This window comes from Nostoc sp. DSM 114160 (assembly GCF_053470305.1).
In genome coordinates, this window is the sequence record NZ_JBPFGO010000003.1 from 710,340 (window position 1) to 728,073 (window position 17,734).

Annotated in this window: 10 protein-coding genes and 2 pseudogenes; 7 read left to right on the forward strand and 5 right to left on the reverse strand. The window is 39.7% G+C overall.

Going from position 1 to position 17,734, the window contains the following annotated elements; genetic code table 11:
• Positions 1 to 147: 147 nt before the first annotated feature.
• On the reverse strand, positions 148 to 2,553 hold the full coding sequence (locus NSTCB13_RS28270; protein ID WP_448274576.1) for a hypothetical protein: 2,406 nt from the start codon (positions 2,551 to 2,553) through the stop codon (positions 148 to 150).
• A 176-nt stretch (positions 2,554 to 2,729) separates the two neighbouring features.
• The gene (locus NSTCB13_RS28275) at positions 2,730 to 4,958 is read right to left on the reverse strand and encodes a recombinase family protein (RefSeq protein WP_448274577.1); all 2,229 of its coding nucleotides are present in this window, start codon (positions 4,956 to 4,958) and stop codon (positions 2,730 to 2,732) included.
• Between the two features lie 87 nt (positions 4,959 to 5,045).
• Here NSTCB13_RS28275 and NSTCB13_RS28280 point away from each other — a divergent pair, with 87 nt between their 5' ends.
• Positions 5,046 to 6,389 (forward strand): proton extrusion protein PcxA, encoded by a 1,344-nt coding sequence (locus tag NSTCB13_RS28280; protein WP_448274578.1) that lies wholly within the window; start codon positions 5,046 to 5,048, stop codon positions 6,387 to 6,389.
• A gap of 185 nt (positions 6,390 to 6,574) precedes the next feature.
• A pseudogene (gene mltA, locus NSTCB13_RS28285) lies at positions 6,575 to 7,868 on the forward strand (murein transglycosylase A).
• A gap of 284 nt (positions 7,869 to 8,152) precedes the next feature.
• Here the strand turns inward: mltA and NSTCB13_RS28290 are convergent.
• The 3 genes from NSTCB13_RS28290 to NSTCB13_RS28300 all read right to left on the reverse strand — a co-directional run bounded on the left by NSTCB13_RS28290 (position 8,153) and on the right by NSTCB13_RS28300 (position 10,903).
• Positions 8,153 to 8,386, reverse strand: coding sequence for a DUF3134 domain-containing protein (locus NSTCB13_RS28290; protein WP_445627049.1), 234 nt, complete (start codon positions 8,384 to 8,386; stop codon positions 8,153 to 8,155).
• A 205-nt stretch (positions 8,387 to 8,591) separates the two neighbouring features.
• On the reverse strand, positions 8,592 to 9,020 hold the full coding sequence (locus NSTCB13_RS28295) for a hypothetical protein (RefSeq protein ID WP_445627048.1): 429 nt from the start codon (positions 9,018 to 9,020) through the stop codon (positions 8,592 to 8,594).
• A 497-nt stretch (positions 9,021 to 9,517) separates the two neighbouring features.
• Complete coding sequence (locus tag NSTCB13_RS28300) at positions 9,518 to 10,903, reverse strand: substrate-binding domain-containing protein (RefSeq protein WP_448274579.1); 1,386 nt, start codon at positions 10,901 to 10,903, stop codon at positions 9,518 to 9,520.
• A gap of 1,257 nt (positions 10,904 to 12,160) precedes the next feature.
• Between NSTCB13_RS28300 and NSTCB13_RS28305 the strand changes: the two genes are divergently transcribed.
• The 5 genes and pseudogenes from NSTCB13_RS28305 to NSTCB13_RS28325 all read left to right on the forward strand — a co-directional run bounded on the left by NSTCB13_RS28305 (position 12,161) and on the right by NSTCB13_RS28325 (position 17,629).
• Positions 12,161 to 12,586, forward strand: a complete 426-nt coding sequence (locus NSTCB13_RS28305; protein ID WP_448274580.1) for a choice-of-anchor tandem repeat GloVer-containing protein — start codon at positions 12,161 to 12,163, stop codon at positions 12,584 to 12,586.
• Complete coding sequence (locus tag NSTCB13_RS28310) at positions 12,525 to 13,352, forward strand: choice-of-anchor tandem repeat GloVer-containing protein (RefSeq protein ID WP_448274581.1); 828 nt, start codon at positions 12,525 to 12,527, stop codon at positions 13,350 to 13,352. Before NSTCB13_RS28305 ends, NSTCB13_RS28310 begins: the two co-directional genes overlap by 62 nt.
• Positions 13,353 to 13,919: 567 nt before the next feature.
• Entirely contained in the window at positions 13,920 to 14,540 is a 621-nt protein-coding gene (locus tag NSTCB13_RS28315) for a hypothetical protein (RefSeq protein WP_448266073.1), read from the forward strand.
• A gap of 14 nt (positions 14,541 to 14,554) precedes the next feature.
• Positions 14,555 to 14,928 (forward strand): annotated as a pseudogene (locus tag NSTCB13_RS28320) (hypothetical protein).
• A complete protein-coding gene (locus NSTCB13_RS28325) occupies positions 14,882 to 17,629 on the forward strand; it encodes a hypothetical protein (protein WP_448274582.1) in 2,748 nt (915 codons plus the stop codon). Before NSTCB13_RS28320 ends, NSTCB13_RS28325 begins: the two are co-directional and overlap by 47 nt.
• The last annotated feature ends 105 nt before the right edge of the window (positions 17,630 to 17,734 follow it).

The window sequence follows — 17,734 nt, forward strand, 5'->3', positions numbered from 1 at the left end:
ATAAAACCTAAACACAAAAAGACTTTTCATCCAGTCCCCAGTCCCCAGTCCCTAGCTATACTATTTTACCCCAGTGATTTCATCTTAACTTGACACTAATGGCATCTTGCCCGCCCTGATTATGCAACTTTAATGCTGATTAGCTTACTACTTTAAATTATCCCGTGCAGCAGCACGAACAATACGATTGGGGTCTTGGGTTAGTTGTTGGCAAATATCGCGGTCAGTATTTGGATTTTGAGCGATCGCATATCTTTCTGGCCAAAACCAAGATTTATAGTATCTTGCCAGAAATGAACTCGGTATATGAGGATTCATCAGAACCAAAAAGCGAGAAAATGATGGGCGATCGGGAAATTTTAGACACCGATCCAAGAAAGGAATCGCCGCTTCTGGTTCTTGGGTCAGTAAACTTTTAACAGCAGCTAAATTGAGTGGATTAAAGTGAAATCCCCCACGTACTGCGGGTTGAGTAGCTAACTGAATTAGTAAATCTTTCGGCGCACCAGGATTTTGAGCGACTGCTAAAGGTAATCTTCGATCTGGATGCTCTATAAATTTAGTTAGAATCTTGGCTGGAGTTTTCGGATGTTTAGCTACAGCTAATTTGACAATTAACTTATCGTCAGCTAGTTTTGCCAGAATTGAACTATCAACGTTAGGATGTCGAACAACTTTAGTTTTGACAGCAGTGTACTCACTATTTGCTAGTTCTCGTAAATCTAATAGAGATAAATTTGGATTTTCCAAGCTTGCTAATTGTTCTCTAAGCATCGAATCAAGTTTGGGATTAGCCAAAGCAGCTGCTCTAACTTCTGGATTGCGATCGTCAATTAACTTGTCTAAAGAGTTTTGAGTAATATTGTGATGACTAGCTACCAAAACTCTCACTCCCTGGATTGGATGCTCCACTAATTTTGATAGGATTTGCGGTGAAGTGCTAGGAGCGCTTGCTAGAATTACGCCATAGTATTCTAAATTAGAAAATTTAATAAATATTGGACTATGGTCTTTATATCTACCTCTGTCAAAATCCTTAAGCATATTTTCTCGGTAGGATCTTCTGCGTCTCGAACCCCTATTGTTTTGTATCAAGGCAAGTAAACATAGATTAATTGTTGGGTTATTTATGGGGATGGGAATGCTTCTTACTTTTTTGCTCCAATATCTATCTTTTAACTTCGTAAACAAAGTGTCTAAATCGGTAATTACAGGGTTGGTTTGATTGGTAGAATGATTTGGTAGTTTAGTATGCCCTATTGGCAGTATTCCCGAAAGTAAATCGAAAGCTATTGATTCTCGCTGTTTTAAATAAGTAATACATTCAGCGATTAATTGAGAAACTCTGGGGTGGTTTTCCAGATTATTTAAAATCGAACGAGGTGTGTCAGTAGAAGAAACAATCTTTAATAAAGTACTTGTATATTCGTGTACTGACTTTTGATTTAAATAAGGTAAAGTGCTTTCATCAATTGCTCCTGCGTACCACAATCGTACTTCAATTGCTTCTTCATCATTATTTAAAATAGGCAGTTGCGCTCTATCAATTTTGCTTTCCGCTAGATCGCGCCATCCAGTTTCCAACTCTCCAGCATAATTAATATGTAGCTTTGCTGCTTCAGCAATAAAAGGAAGGCTATTTTTCGCTAGCTTATCGAGTAATTCTTTGGGTGTTTTCGGATGATTAGCAATAATATTGAGAATTCCTGTAAATGTCTCAAGCTGAGATGCTGCTTTTAAAAAATTTGTGGATATTTCTGGCAATTGCACCAATTTAAACATCAGCCTACGTGGAATAAAAAGAATAAGGTTTGGTTTCTTATTTAAAGCCACCTTATCCCAGAAAGTAATGTCATCATTGGGACAATCAAGACGTAACTGAGCAACTTCTGCAACAATATCCTCCTCAGATGTTGATAACTCCAATAGTTTTTTTCTAGAAGTATTTTGATGACTAGCTATAACAATTAAAATCTCTCTCCATTTCCAAAATTTTTCAAAAGAGAATGTACTCAAATACCCTATATTCATCCGAAGATATTTAATGCCATATTGCTGCTCCAGAGAGAAATGTCTAAAATATTCCTTATTCCGAACACGCTTAATATTAGTCTCACAAATGCCAGCAGCAAATTCTAGAAAAGATGTTGGTACATTAGATGCACAAACAAGCTTTAATAGTAAGTGAGACTTTAATAGTAAGTTAAAGTTGACATTTTGCAGAGTTGATAAATCATAAGCCGGATTGCTGTTGATATTTTGCAGAATTGATAAATCATAAGCCGGATTGCTAAAGAATTCTTCAGGAAATAGATGCGCTAGTCCGATTAACCATTGTGTTGGTGTATTGGGATTGCTTGCGATCGCTCTTTGCATTTCCGAATCTTTGTTAGTTCTGGCTTGTATCGCAAGTTCTGCTAATAAACTACTATCGGCGAGAGGATTTGCAGCAACTAATCTCGTTAGTTCATCATTAATTGCAGCTAGCTCTCGTAATCTTTGTGGTGAAGTGTTATGATTTTTTGCTTCTTGCTTAAGCGAATCGAGTGACATTAACTTAACAACTTTCTTTTACTATTTCAGCAATATCATTTTTAATTTACTCGGATATTTCAGTAAGTGCTAGGTTGATTTAGTAAAAGATTCAAAGCCTCTCTCCTAAAACGAGAGAGGTTTGGAGAGAGGTCAAAATTGTACTTCACGCTTGTCGAGAACCGCTATAAAAACACTCAATTAACAGTAGATTCAGAAATAACCGTTACACAAGCATTCACTAAGGGTAACAGCGGCCCTAATTGCTCTTGTCCATTCACTGCTAAATCGCTGTGGCACAAATAAACTCTCTCAGATACACGAGACAGTAAATCTGTCAAAATTCTTTGCAGTCTTTGTTCTTCTGCCAATTTCTCATCTTCTGCTGTCCAAGGTTCGCCTAATCTATCTCGCAAGAAAAACGGCGCACCGAACAAAGTTGCTGCACCACCTTTCGCCCACAGGGGTGAACCAGCATCTAGCCAAAAATGCCACTGGTGCGATCGCCTACTAGATCGATATTGAAATATAGTTGCTAGTGTGACAGCCTTTCTCGCTCCACCAATGGGGCGCACCGGGTAAGGGTTAGCAGTAATTGTACCACGCCGCAGTAATTGAATGAATTCAATAATAGTTGTCTGAGGCGTTGTCTCCACTGGGGTAATTTGTCGTAATCTGGTGTCAATTTCCCAGTAATGTTGGGCGGTTTCTAATAATTCCCGCAATGCTGCTAGTTGTTCGTAGGGGAGATTACTTCCATTCCACAAAAAACGTTGAATTGCTCTGTCTAACAGAGAAATAGGACTAGGAATTAACCGCAATTCTTGTTGCGATCGCTGCTGTTCTAACCACTGTAATATCTCACTATAGGCTGTAGTAGCTGCATAGCCGATTCGATCCCAGCGCTCAAAGGCTGACACTGGTAGCAAGTTGGGGCGATCGGGATGGGGTACAAAGCAGTAATCTGCAATCAAACCAGCACGTACCGGGTCAATATTTGTAGAGACGCGATTCATCGCGTCTGTAGTAGATACCCGATTCATCGCGTCTGTAATAGATACCCGATTCATCGCGTCTGTAGAGTTTTCAGGCGATTGTTTCCTGCTCAACACAACCAGCATTTCCGCCACCGCATCCCGATCTACAAGTCGTCCCAAGCCGGGATAAACTAGTGCCAGTATGGTGAGTAAGGCGCGAATCACGGGCGAACTAATTAGGGGACGTTGGTCATTGAGCGATTCTACTGGGATATTTTGCTTGACGAGGATTTCTACTAGAGTATAACGAGCGATCGCATCTAAACCTGGTGCAATAATTGCTACTTCTTCTGGTTGCACTTGCTTTGATTGGATAGCATTAGCAATTATCTCTGCTGTTTGCCGCAATAATTGGGCGCGGGAGGTGGTTTGAATTGAATGCACTGTTTTTGGTAAACTCAACATTACCATCGGGGAAGTGACTAATTCCACCATCTGTTTAGTCAGTTGCTCGCTCAGAGACTCTGGAGGCGGCCCATTCAATATTTCTACCCGACAACGCTCTGCTAACCCTTCTAAATAGTTGGGATCTGCTCCCAATCCCAATCGCACCGCACCATCAGGATTGTAGCTAAATGCGCCAACTGCACCTCGATCTAATAGCAACTCAAACAAAAGACGCGCTACGCTAGGATAGTCATCGACATCATCTGCCAGTACTGCCTGGTAGCGTTTAGTTAGGTGCTGTTGGTAGTTGCGATCGCTTAACAAATGCTGACTATAAAGTTCGGTAATAATCCCATAAGTCAGTAACCCCCTCTCTAAACACCAATTACGCCAATCTAGCAGCAAAGATGCCAAAAATTCCGGCTCTATTGTGGTATTTTCCCCAAAACCCTTGGACAAAATCTGAGCAATATTTTCGCAAGGTATACCACTGTAAGCTGCTAATTGTAATAAGTCCAAGATGCGACGCACCAAGCGAGATTCATTCACTCCCGCAAGACGTAAAATTTCTTCGTCTAATTGCGAACGCCAAAGTTTGGTTGCTAACTCTTGTTCGGTTTCCGGTCGCAATCTTACCGGAAACTGTGCTTTCAGGTTCAACGAGTTAATCAGCAACGGCCAAAATAAAATAACTTCATCCTGAAAAAAACCTAGTGGCGTTTTGGCACGAACCGGATATTTACCCAAAGTTGAGGTAACAATTATATCTCCTAACTCTCGACGATTATCATCATTGGCAGCTAAAACTAAAACTCCTGGCTCTGTTTGTTTAAGATATAAAAATTCAGGTACATCGCCTGTTTTTTTACGCCCTGGTTTTTTTGTATAAAATGATTCAGTATATTGTTTTTCTGATTTTACCCAATTACAAAATTGTTCTACTAAGCGAGCCGTCTTACCACTACGGCTAGTGCCAACAATCCAAACCGAATGAGAAACCACAAACTTTCTCCTTGTAGATTTGTTAGTATACCTCGTGCGTTAACTTAAGGTTAATAGTCATCAAACAATGCTGAATGATTGTCTGCAATGAAAAATTCTGTTTTTAGTCAAAAAATCTATTCTTTCTTGCTTGCTGCTTTTCGATGGTACTTACAGACTCCTGAACGTTCTTTAGATGAAGCTTACAATGCAGCATTAAAAATTCAGGAGATAGAAGAGAAGCATTTCAATGGTAATAAAATAGACATCGACTCGGCCATGTACAGTAACAGTGTGATGGATTATTTTGAGTCAGACCTCAAAAAACTATTAAAAGTTGTCAGAATGCGGCTGACGGAGTTTAGAGGAAGCCGTTGGTTTCTAAATGAAGAGAATCAAAAAGCTGCCCAAAAAGCAGGTATAGAGTATCTAACTCCTTCTTTAGTTTTGGAAAAGCTAAACTATATCGACCAAGTTACATCTAAGTACACAACAAATTCCGATAAAACAACTTCTAACGCTTTAGTAGTACAACCTCCAAATGTACCAGTTAATGTAACATCTGACGACAAATCGCTGCTCGTCAACACTCCAACATTACCACCCAAAATACCAAATCGAGACTTAAACAATAAACCAAAAGCCAAGAGCAAAACCGATACAACAGGTGTTTTACCTCGCTCTATTTTAAGTACTATCAGTCGTCTGCAAGTTGAATTAGACCCTAATTCGGAACAAGAAGTAATTCAGAGTTTTCGTCAAACTCAAAAAAGAACAATAATATCTATCAGGTTTATTTTACTATTAATTATTGTACCACTTTTAACGCATCAGATAGCAAAAGCTTTTGTAGTTGGGCCAATTGTTGAGAGATTTAGAAGCAGTGAGGAAATGCAGATATTTCTCAATTCGGAAATGGAAGAGGAAGCCCTTTTAGAATTAGAAAGATTTGAAGAAAAGCTCAAGTTTGAAAATTTCATTGTCAAAGCGCCTCCACTTTTACCTGAGCAGATGGAGACTGAAATGAAAAAGAAGGCGAAAGAGCTTGCTGAAGAATTTCGTCACGAAAGCTCTGGTGCTATCAAAAATGTTTTTGCAGATATGTTCTCGGTGGTTGCTGTTATCTGGCTTTTGCTAGTCAGTAAGTCTTCTATTGCTGTGGTCAAAGATTTCTTTGATAATATTGTCTATGGACTTAGCGATAGCGCCAAGGCATTTATCATTATTTTGTTTACTGATATCTTTGTCGGATTCCACTCTCCTCATGGCTGGGAAGTCTTGCTAGAAGGAGTATCACGCCATTGGGGATTACCAGCAAATAGAGATTTTATCTTCTTATTTATCGCTACATTTCCAGTGATTTTAGATACTATCTTTAAGTATTGGATCTTCCGATATTTGAATCGGATATCGCCCTCTGCTGTTGCGACTTACCGTAATATGAATGAATAGGGAATAGGGGATAGGGAATAGGGAATAGGGCATTGGGCACTTGTACTGAGTTTCGACTGCGCTCAACTACCGCGTAGTCGTTGGCGCAGCCTCTCGTAGAGAAGTATTGGGAATTGGAAAAAATTTTTGGTTTTTGATTTTGGAATTTGAGCGAGGTGGGAGAATCTTAAAAATTTTGAATTTTCATGAAAAAGACACTTATTGGGTTAGGAAAGTTTCACAAAACTATCGCTATCAGCCTACCTGTGATTTTGTCGATTTTACTGGTGCGGATGCAATCTTTCACGCATCAGGAACTCATTTCGCCAGAATGTCAGGTGAAAAAGTGGGATCTACCAGTGTCCTTGACTGCTGAAAATCAAGATGCATTTTTGCAAAAACAAAAATTACCATTAATCCAGAGACTACCAATTACTTGTTGTCAAAATGATACCTCTTGTCTGGATGAAGTTATTTATGGCAAAATACCAGAGAAAAAGGCGCTGATTGGTGCGATCGCTCGCAGTCTCCAATATCTGCAAACAGCCGATGCTGCGGCTGCTTATCAAAACTATCCGGTGGCTGGAATTACGCGCGATCGCGTCATCAAAAGCTTGCAAAGATTCCGCGAACTTTTATTAAAAACCAATTCTGCCACAGAATTGCATCAAGCCATTGAGCGGGAATTTGTTCTTTACCAGTCAGTCGGTAAAGATAACCAAGGTTCCGTTTTATTCACCGCCTATTATGAGCCACTTTACGCAGCCAGTCGCGTCCCCACAGCAGAATATCGCTATCCGGTTTATCGCTTACCTCCCGATCTCAACTCTTGGGACTAAGCCTCATCCGACACGCGAGGAATTGGAAGGAGCAGATGGTTTGCAAGCTGCAAAAGGGAAATTGCGAGGATTAGAGTTGTTTTGGTTTCGCGATCGCCTTGAGCCATATCTAGCTCAAATTGAAGGTTCGGCGAGGCTTCAACTTCCCGATGGTACTCAAACAACAATCGGCTATGCAGGTCATACCGCTTATAATTACAAAAGTATTGGGCGAGAATTAGTAAATGATGGCAAATTACCGCTAGAAGGTATCACTCTGCCAATTATTCTCGACTATTTTCAAAAGCATCCCCAAGAATTAAATATTTATATTCCGCGCGATCGCAGCTTTGTTTTTTTTCAAGAAAATCACGGTGAGCCAGCCCAAGGCTCTATTAACGTACCATTAACAGCAGAGCGTTCTATTGCTACAGATAAATCTCTTATGCCTCCTGGGGCTTTAGCGTTGATTCGCGCTTCCATACCCTTTGTTAATCCTACCGGAAAAATGCAAGAGCGCATTATCAGCCGCTATGTTCTCGATCAAGATACCGGAGGTGCAATTAAAGGTGCAGGTAGAGTGGATTATTTTTTAGGTACTGGGAAAATCGCAGGCGATCGCGCTGGTGTTACAGTCAGCAATGGACAATTATTTTATCTCTTACTTAAGTCCAAAAATTAAACACACTCGCATTTTAATACTAAAATTCCCGACTTTTTTAGATACAGCAGTTTTCAAATGAATAGACCACGTACAGACCTCACTTCCATTCCTCTCTCCTTGAAGGAGAGAGGCTTTGAATTTCCCCCTTCCCTTATAGGGAAGGGGGTAGGGGGTTAGGTCTTTCTTGTAGTCTACTCAACTGAAAATCGGTGTAAGTCAGGAATTTTAGCCTTTTGGCGTAAATGAAACACCGATTCCAAATCAATGGAACGCTTGCGATATAGTAATTACGAATTATGCTACTAGGCGTCTAAATCCATGTCACTATCATCATCGTCATGATCGTAAGGGATATCGTCAAGGTCTATCATTTCGGAAATTTCTTCTACTTCAGTTAGATACTCAGATTCTTGATGTTCGCGTTCGATTAGACGACCAGTTGACTTCAGCCATTCCAAGAGTATAAATTCATTACTTGTACGAATTACAGGCGCTCGCTGGTTACGAGGTTCTTCACGCAAAGGACTTATAGGCATAAAAAAAACTCACTTTGAATTTACAGGTTAGCTTACAAAAACGTCAAAATTGTACATTAAGCTTAAAAGTCTTGCATAACAAGTCTTTTCTCAACAGACAAAATATGACCCATTGAAGTTTTGTCTCAAGTCCATTTAACTACTTACCATTAAAATGTCCCGGTGTCCGTTTTAATAATAAATATTTCAGCTGATGCAATATATATTACAAAGCATTTGGTAGCTTGACGAGAGTTTCATACATATCAGAGGGTAATGCAGACAGTCTATTCGCTACAGCGACTGCATCAGCTAACTTACTAAATTGACACCGGACTATCTCTTGTCCATTTCCTGAAGGGAATCGTTTCCTAGCTTTATTAGAGACAGCACAAATAATTGCTAAAGCTTTGGCGAACCCGTCTTTTGTCAATATTCTTTCTTGAGCGAACCCTTCAACAGGGATAAGACAAACCTCAAACCGATAGCCAGGTCTGGGAGAAACAGCTATGTCAATATATGGTTTATCTTCTTTTCTGATTCGGCGTAAATATTTGGCTGTTGAATTAGGATCGTGCAAATCAGTCCCAAGAGCGTAAGTAAAAAAGCAATCTTCTGTGAGGGACTCAGGACGAGTAATTATATCCGTGGGCATAAGTTCCAGTAGTATCCGTATGTTGTCTGCGTGTATGACACACTAGACTTGTCCGTTCTTATTAGCACATTTTCTTTGACAGTTAGGTGTATCAGTGTCAGTGTCACGCGAGGTATTACAATACATTGCGGCTAAGTAAAATTTCAATTTTTGGAATACTTATGACATTAAACACCTTTAGAATCAAAGGGTGTAGAGATTTAGATTCAAAGAGGAGTCTATATAGTCAGTCACATGACCGAAAATATTTCTCAACAGATAAAATCATAACATAGTTGATGTCAGGTGATGCGATCGCATCACCTGACAGCATCGGTGAATGCCTAAAAGCGATCGCGAACTATCTGAATATTTAGTTATTGAGATCGAATCATCGCCTTAATAAATCCCCAAGATTATAAATATAATCCTGGGGTATAACTTTCATATCTTTGTCAAGATATGTAAAAATCTAAAGGATACAAGGGAGGATAATACCAAAAACAGTATTCACCCAATTATGGTTTGACGTAAGTATTCACAACATTTTGAGACAGAGTTTTAATCGCAGGGGGAAGAGGAGCATATCCGCGATTTTTAGCGATCGTGTCCCCGGCTGCTCCGAAAGCCCAACCGATCAATCCTTTAATACCAGCTGCTACTTTAGCGTCTGCGTATTTATCATAAAATAGCACGTAAGTTGCGGTAACAATGGGATAAGCATTTGCAGCTGTTGGATCTGTAACTACGAGTTTAATCCGTTGAGCATTTGCATCTTGGTCACTCGCACCGACAAAAGCATTTGAAATTGTAGTTGGTGAAATGGCATTGTAAGTACCTGCCTTGTTCTGCAAGAGAGCAGCTTTCAGATTGTTAGCTAACTGCGTAGCACTATCCACATAACCAATTGCACCAGGAGTGGTAGCGATGGTGGTGGCTACACCTCCACCTCCTGTAGCACCTTTGGAACCAACTGGCCAAATAACTGTATCGGCTGGTATTGTTGAGGGTACAGAGCCAACAATACTTTTTTTACCAGTTCCTCTGTTCCATGTCGGAAATGCCGCCTTGAGATGACTGCTTAAAGCAAAAGTAGTACCGCTGTCGTCACTACGATATACGAGAACGATAGGCTTATTTGCTATTGTTACGCCACCGTTATCTGCTTTGATTTTGGCATCATTCCAATTTATGATGTTGCCTTGAAGAATACCAAGGTAAGTAGCTCGTGAAAGCTTAATTCCACCAGCTGGCACGTTTAGACCAGTGGGGTTATAAGCTAAGGCGATTCCAACGGTGATTGCAGGTACTTGGACGTATGCATTTGCGGGTGTGCCAGCGTTATTGGGACTGCCACTAACTTTTTCTGTTCCTACTACGGGGTCGTCACTAGCTGCAAAAGAGACAGGGCGATTGATAGTAGGACTACCAGCTGGTACGGTTTGAGTGAAAAAAGCTGTTAAACCCTTACCACTACCAACCGAAGCATATCTAAATGTGACAGCCGCATTTACCGGGCCGGGAGGATTGAGGCTTGAAGGATTTCCAACACCGTAAGTGTTAAACCATGAACCTTTCGGATTAAAAGGAGAGGTAGTTCCTGTACCTATAAACAAAGTAGTTATACTGCTTGCACCTGCACCATTTATGGAAGTTACTCCAGTTGGGGGAGGAGTAGTAGAGGTCTGAGCTAGAGATTTATGAGTAGCAGATTGACCTACTACTAAACCAGTTGCTATGGCAAGTACAGAAATTGAACTTGCTAAATAGGTCAATTGACGATTAGGATAAAAAGTCATGTCAAGCTCCTTCAAATTAATTTCCGGCTCAACGCCTATAAAATCAAAATCAAGTGTCAAATTGGCGATTAAAAACAACCTTATATCTGCATAAATAATTAGCATTATCAAGGTTATTAATAAATTAGACATTGACACAAAACGCTGAAAAATGTAGAGCAAAACTAAAGCAAGACTTTATATAGAGAGTATGGCTCTATTGCTAATCCACCCTAACAAATGATTATTTGCTAGTTAAAAACTCTACATTCTTAAAGTAAGTTTGTATAAATATTCAGTGGCTTTAATATAAGAGAGTAGTTATTAGTACTATGAATCAGGCTTCAATTACCATTTTCAGTCTCTTATTTCCTTTTAAAAGCCATGTTTAATTTTACCCACTTACTTATTTAGGATGGCAATTTTATTTGAATTATGGAAATCAATTTCTTCAATATAAATTACAGCAGTTTATTACAAACTACCGCTAAGTGCGAAGTAAAGAAATTTAGGATTCCACGATTTTTTGATAACTGCTATAGGTAATAGCTGTTAAATTTTGCCAACGGAATCAACAGTATAATGTGAAGGTAAAGCTGAAGTCATGATTACATTATGAAATGATTAAAAAGCTTAAATATATTTTGGGAATTTAGAGGTGTTTCAAAAGTGGTTTTTATAGCATTTTTATTACTTTCTTCAGAGGAAAATCAAGACCTTTCACTTAATATGTGTAATATGTGATTTTGCTTATTAAGATTTTTTAGAGGTTTTAATCAGTATTTAATAGAGCTTACTAATTGCTTGACAAAAAAACCACTATATGGAACTTTTTGATTCGAGTTTTGTGACTATATTTTGTCAAAATCGTGGATTTTTCACTGTTTTTTGTGTTTTTCACGACATCAAAAACACAAATAACGATCTATGCTACCGAACGAAATCATTAATTGTGCTATTCACATTATTGACTCAGTGCTAGTACGGTTTTTGTGATGTAGGTAAAACAGGCTTGTTGAGTCCTTTTCAAATAGGGCTATACCAACATTTAAGGCATTTTCTCATTAATGCCTAAGCTGACAAATTATACCAATTTTAGATAAAAATGCGCTCAATACGTAGATTGAGTCGTAGCAATATCTCGTAGATTACGGGGTAAAACTCAACATATACAAGATGTTGGGGCGTTGGGTTTCGTGCTTTAAACGCAGAAAAGCTGGGAAACCCTTCGACAGCAGTGGCTTCCTAACCTACTTTGTAGCAATCATTTTTCAAATTGGTATTAGTCAAGAATAGCAGCGATGCCGAAGGCGGGCTACGCCTACGCAAAATCCGTCAGAACTAGCTACGATTCCGTCTCTACTAAACTTTTTGAGGTATTCAATGAACAAGATTAATCTGCACAAACAACACCAGGCCAAAAATCAGGTATTGATTTTTACTTCTTTGACAGTTTTGGCTTCTTCATTAGTACTACCCATTCAACAAGCCTTTGCTGCAACATTGACTACTGTTGTAAATTTCAACGGCACCAACGGAGCTACACCAAGAGCTGGTGTACTTAAAGGCAACGGTACTGATGACAATCTTTATGGAACTACTTCTGCTGGTGGCACTTCTGGCAAAGGAACTGCATTCAAGTTAACTCCTACTGCTTACACTACTCTAACTACACTAATCAACTTCACCGGAACCTCTGGAATCAACAAAGGGACTAATCCAGTTGCTAGATTATTCCAAGCAGCCGATGGCAATTTATATGGGGCAACCTTTACAGGTGGTACAAGTGACCCTCGGCAGTGTGTTTAAGTTGGCGAAAACAGCTTTTACAACCCTGACAACTCTGACAAATTTCACAGGCACTAATGGGGCTAACCCAGCAGGCCGACTGATTACAGGTACTGATGGCAATTTGTGGGGGACAAGCTCTACAGGTGGGGCTAATAATAAAGGAACTATATTCAAGGTTTCGCCAACTACCGGGGCACTCACCACCATCAGAAGCTTCAGCGGTACTGATGGAGCAACTCCATTAGCAAGATTGCAACTGGCTACCGATGGAAACTACTATGGCAGCGCCTCTGCCGGTGGAGCAAGTGCTAAAGGAGTTGTATTCAAGTTAACTCCCGCAGGAATACTGACTTCATATAGCTTTAATGGCGCCAATGGAGCAAATCCGCAGTCTGGATTAATTGAAGTTAGTGGATTCCTCTATGGGACTTCTAAACTAGGTGGAGCCAACAATAAAGGAGCTGTATTCAAGGTTCCCATCGGTGGCGGTACACCCGTTTTAGTTGCCAGTTTTAATGGCACCAATGGAGCCAACCCAACGGCTGCACTCATAAAAGCAAGCAATGGTAACTTCTATGGCACAGCTTCTGCTGGTGGGGCAAGCAACAAAGGAGTTATCTATCAGCTAACTGGAGCAACCATCACCGGCTTAATTAGTTTCAATGGCACTAATGGGGCAACACCAGAGTCCACGCTAATTCAACTCTCAAATGGTGCCTTTTACGGTACTGCCTCTTTTGGCGGTAGTTCTAATCTAGGAACTGTGTTTAAGTTTGTAATTTAGTTCCAAATCTAATCGGCGTGTAGAAAATGGTAAAACGTAGATTAGAACGTTTACCATTTTTCTACAATCGATCTAAACTTTTCAAGACAGATATTTGAATTTTGGTGACTCAATATTGTTTCATATCATGTTCGCTCCGAAGAACCCTAAAGAACCAAAGCTACGCTTGGTCTGCCCTAAGAGCAAGCCTATGGTGTACATACAAGTCTAAAACATTTATAGCAGTTCGCTCAGATACCTATGAGGTGGAGAAAGTCAAGGCTTGGAAGTTGGTTAATCGAGGCTATCTGTATGAGAAGATTGAAAAAATTCTCAAAGTCGAGAGGAATCTACCAGTTTAATCTCAATATTTGCAATCCAGCTTCTCAAATCAGAGAAATTTCTTTTTAGATAAATCTTAATATCATGTTAACTTAACTTCAGAATACTGATGTAGAATATAGAACTTTACTACAGGTTTATAATTTGATTAATAATGAAATGATGTTAAAGTATGTTGAATTGTAGTAGTTGTAAAATTTGATACAAACAAGGATAAATCATAGTACACCATAGGAAAATTAGCAAATGTTTAGACAAAGTTCTCACGAGAGAAACTTTTTCAAAGCTTTAACTGGTAGTGCGGCGAAAGAATCTCACAAGTTAAGACGGGCATTTAAATCCTGTCTGACTATTCTGATTGAATCTGTACCTTTTTTGATTGCTTGTGCTGTATTGGTTAGCGTTATCAGCCTCAAAAGTCCTATCTTGCTGTTTTGTTTACTGGTTGGTAGTTTAATTGCAGTCATCATCCAGCAAATTGGTCAGCAAGTGAATTTACCAAGGCGATCGCTAATATTATTACAAATTTTAGCAGCAGCGATCGTTCTGAGTTTGTATTGGTTAGACTGGTTTGCAGCCCCTGCACAAGCTCAATTTTTTGGGAAAGCTGAAACCTTTTTCAAAAACAGCTTCAGTGGTTCAGCAACCAATGGTGGTGATAGTAACACAGCAATAAGTTTGATATTTAATGTTTTGCGGGCGATTTACTTACTCTATATTGCAATTTCCTTAGTTGGTGTGATTAACGCAGTGCGTAAAGATGAAGATTGGCAAAGCATCGCTAGAACTCCTCTATTAGTGGTTGTTGCTGTTACCGTTGCTGATGTACTTACAGGCTTTGTAATTGGCGCTGGCCCTAATAAATAATTCAGATATTTCAAATGCCTCAAGAGCAGGAACAAGAATTTCGTCCAGTCAATCAGGTTCTGGGAAGCCAACCTTCACTAGGGCCAATTCCTGCCGATCAAATTCTTCCTTGGACAGTAATTGCCTTAGCTTCCTATTTTATTATCAATGGAATTTTTGGGGGTTTTTTCCAAGAAGAGTTTCAAAAATGGTTGTGGACAGTACTAATGACTGGTTGGGGAATCGGAACTTGGTGGATTTTAACTGGTGGTAAGAGTTGGAGTTTTTTAAGTAAATTTATCGGGGTTCCCACTTGGGGACAAGAGGCTTTGCTCGTTATCAAAGCTTATTGGAAGTTAACCATGAAGCAAAAAATCGGAAAACAAAGCGTCAGCGTCGCCGGAAATGAAAGTAGATTAACACCATTTGAAGATGCCTTGCACTTGGCGACAATGCTGCGTGTCGCAATGAATGGACGTGATATTGGCGCTTACCTGTTGACAAAAGGTACTCAAAAAGATCGGTTCTGCTTTGTTTTTGGTTTTGATTGTAAGGGAATTCATACCACCTTAAGACCTGAACAAATTGATACACTTTTTAATAATATTGAAGCTGGATTAAAAGACATTCCTAGCGGTGAAAGAATGACACTACACTTGGGTTCTTTTAGTTCAGATAAAGAACGCCAAAAAGAGTTAGCAACATTAATCAGAAATGCATCATCGCGAGACATCAAATATTTGTTGATGGCGGAAAGAGCCAGAATTAAAGAACTGACTAATTCTGGGATTCGTAAACCTAAATTTTTGCGGATTTATGTAACTTACACCATTGAATCTAACTCGCAACACGCAGATGATTGGATAGAAAAGCTTTTAGTCAAAGCTGAATCCTGGTGGTTGAAATTTAAAGGCGATCTTTTAGAAGTAGAAAATCAACGTATTGAAACCCTGATTACAAATGCTTACAACCAGGGGTTTCTCCGCTGGGAACAAATATTATCTAACAAGATGGGATTAGATGTCAAACCTTTGACTGCTAATGAACTCTGGGGTGAAATCTGGAAAAGGTTTAATGATACGCAGCCAATAGATATTCCCCAGTTAATGACTTTAGATGAACAAGGTTTACACGAACAAGTTAATTCCGATTTAGCTAGTACTAAATTACTTCTAGACAATATTCACGGCACAACTTTGCTGATGGAATCTAGCGTACCTTGTGCCGATCGCCGTTGGGTTAATGTTAACAATCGTTATATTGGCGCATTGTCATTTCTGGAAAAACCCGGCGGCTGGCCCAATAAATCGGCTCAACTGCGCTATTTATGGGAACTGTTGGCCAGAGAAACAGTAATAGATACAGAAATTTTTTGTGAGTTGACTGCTGCAAATCCAGCATTGGTAAAAACTACTTTGCAACGAGTGCTGAAGCAGTCAAATATGACAACGATTCTGGCTCAAGAAAAAAGTAAAACTATTGATGTCAATGCTCAATTAAAATTGAAGAAATCGGTAGCAGCACAAGAACAGTTATTTGAAGGTGCAGTCCCGATTTATACGAGTATTGCCATTTTAGTACATCGTCCAACTTTAGAAAAATTAGATGAGGCGACAAGATATATTGAAAACTGTTTTCAACGTCCAGCCAGAGTAATTAGGGAAACTGAATATGCTTGGAAAATTTGGCTGCAAACTCTACCAATAGTTTGGGAGGGTTTATTAGCAACACCCTTCAACCGTCGCCAGTTATATTTAACCAGTGAAGTTCCGGGATTAATGCCACTAGTTTTAAGTAAAAAAGGTGACAAACAAGGCTTTGAGTTGATTGCTGAAGAAGGCGGAACACCCATACATTTAGATTTGTTTAATCAGCACAAAAATTTAGCTTTGTTTGCCACAACTCGTGCTGGGAAGTCGGTGTTGGTATCAGGGATTTTAACTCAGGCTTTAGCGCATGGGATTCCGGTTGTGGCGTTAGATTTCCCTAAACCTGATGGGACATCTACTTTCACTGATTACACAGAGTTTATGGAGGGGAATGGAGCCTATTTTGATATTTCCAAACAATCGAATAACTTATTTGAGCAGCCAGACTTACGATCGCTAGAAGTAGAACAACAGCGCGATCGCTTTAACGATTATACCGCCTTCCTGGAATCAGCGTTAATGACAATGGTTTTAGGATCGTCCACTGAAAGTCAAATTTTATCGCAAACCGTGCGATCGCTGCTCAACTTGGCTTTAGAAGCCTTCTTTAGAGATGAGGGGATCAAAGAGCGATATCGACAGGCGATGGAGGGAGGATTTGGCACTCTTGCTTGGCAGAAAACTCCTACTTTAAAAGATTTTCTCTTTTTCTGCTCGCCAGAACATTTGCAGCTAAGTTCTTTAACTGGCAGAGTAGAAGATGCTCTGAGTCAAATTCAGTTGCGCTTACGCTTTTGGCTTTCTAGCCGCGTCGGACAAGCCATTTCTGCACCATCCAGCTTTCCTACCGATGCACAACTTTTAGTTTTTGCTCTCAGAAACCTATCAGATAGTGAAGATGCAGCCGTACTATCCTTGAGTGCTTATTCAGCCGCACTCCGACGCGCATTAAGTAGTCCAGCTTCCATATTCTTTATCGATGAAGCACCAATTTTATTTGAGTTTGAGCAAATTTCCGATTTAGTTGGTAGAATTTGTGCGAACGGCGCTAAAGCTGGTATCAGAGTCATCTTATCAGGACAAGATCCTGACACCATTGCTAAATCTAAAGCTGCATCGAAAATATTGCAAAACCTGACAACACGGTTGATTGGACGCATTCAGCCAGTTGCAGTAGATAGTTTTGCAGACATCTTAAAATATCCTCGCCAAGTTATTTCTCGTAATGCTTCAGAAAGCTTTTTTCCCCGTAAAGAAGGCGTTTATAGTCAATGGCTATTAGATGATAACGGTACTTATACATTCTGTCGTTACTATCCAGGTTACGAGCAATTGGCAGCAGTTGCTAATAACCCTTATGAACAAACTGCACGTAGCCAAATGATGCAACTTCACAGTGATAAATATGAAGCAATTTCTGCCTTTGCACGTCAATTAGTGGCTACTCTACGTAGTAGTTAATGGTGAATCAAACAAGTTTGGATTTTAGATTTCTGATAGTGTAGCATTAACGAGTTACGAGCGTCTTTTAGAGGATGTTTGAAAAGTCATGATTGATGTATCAAA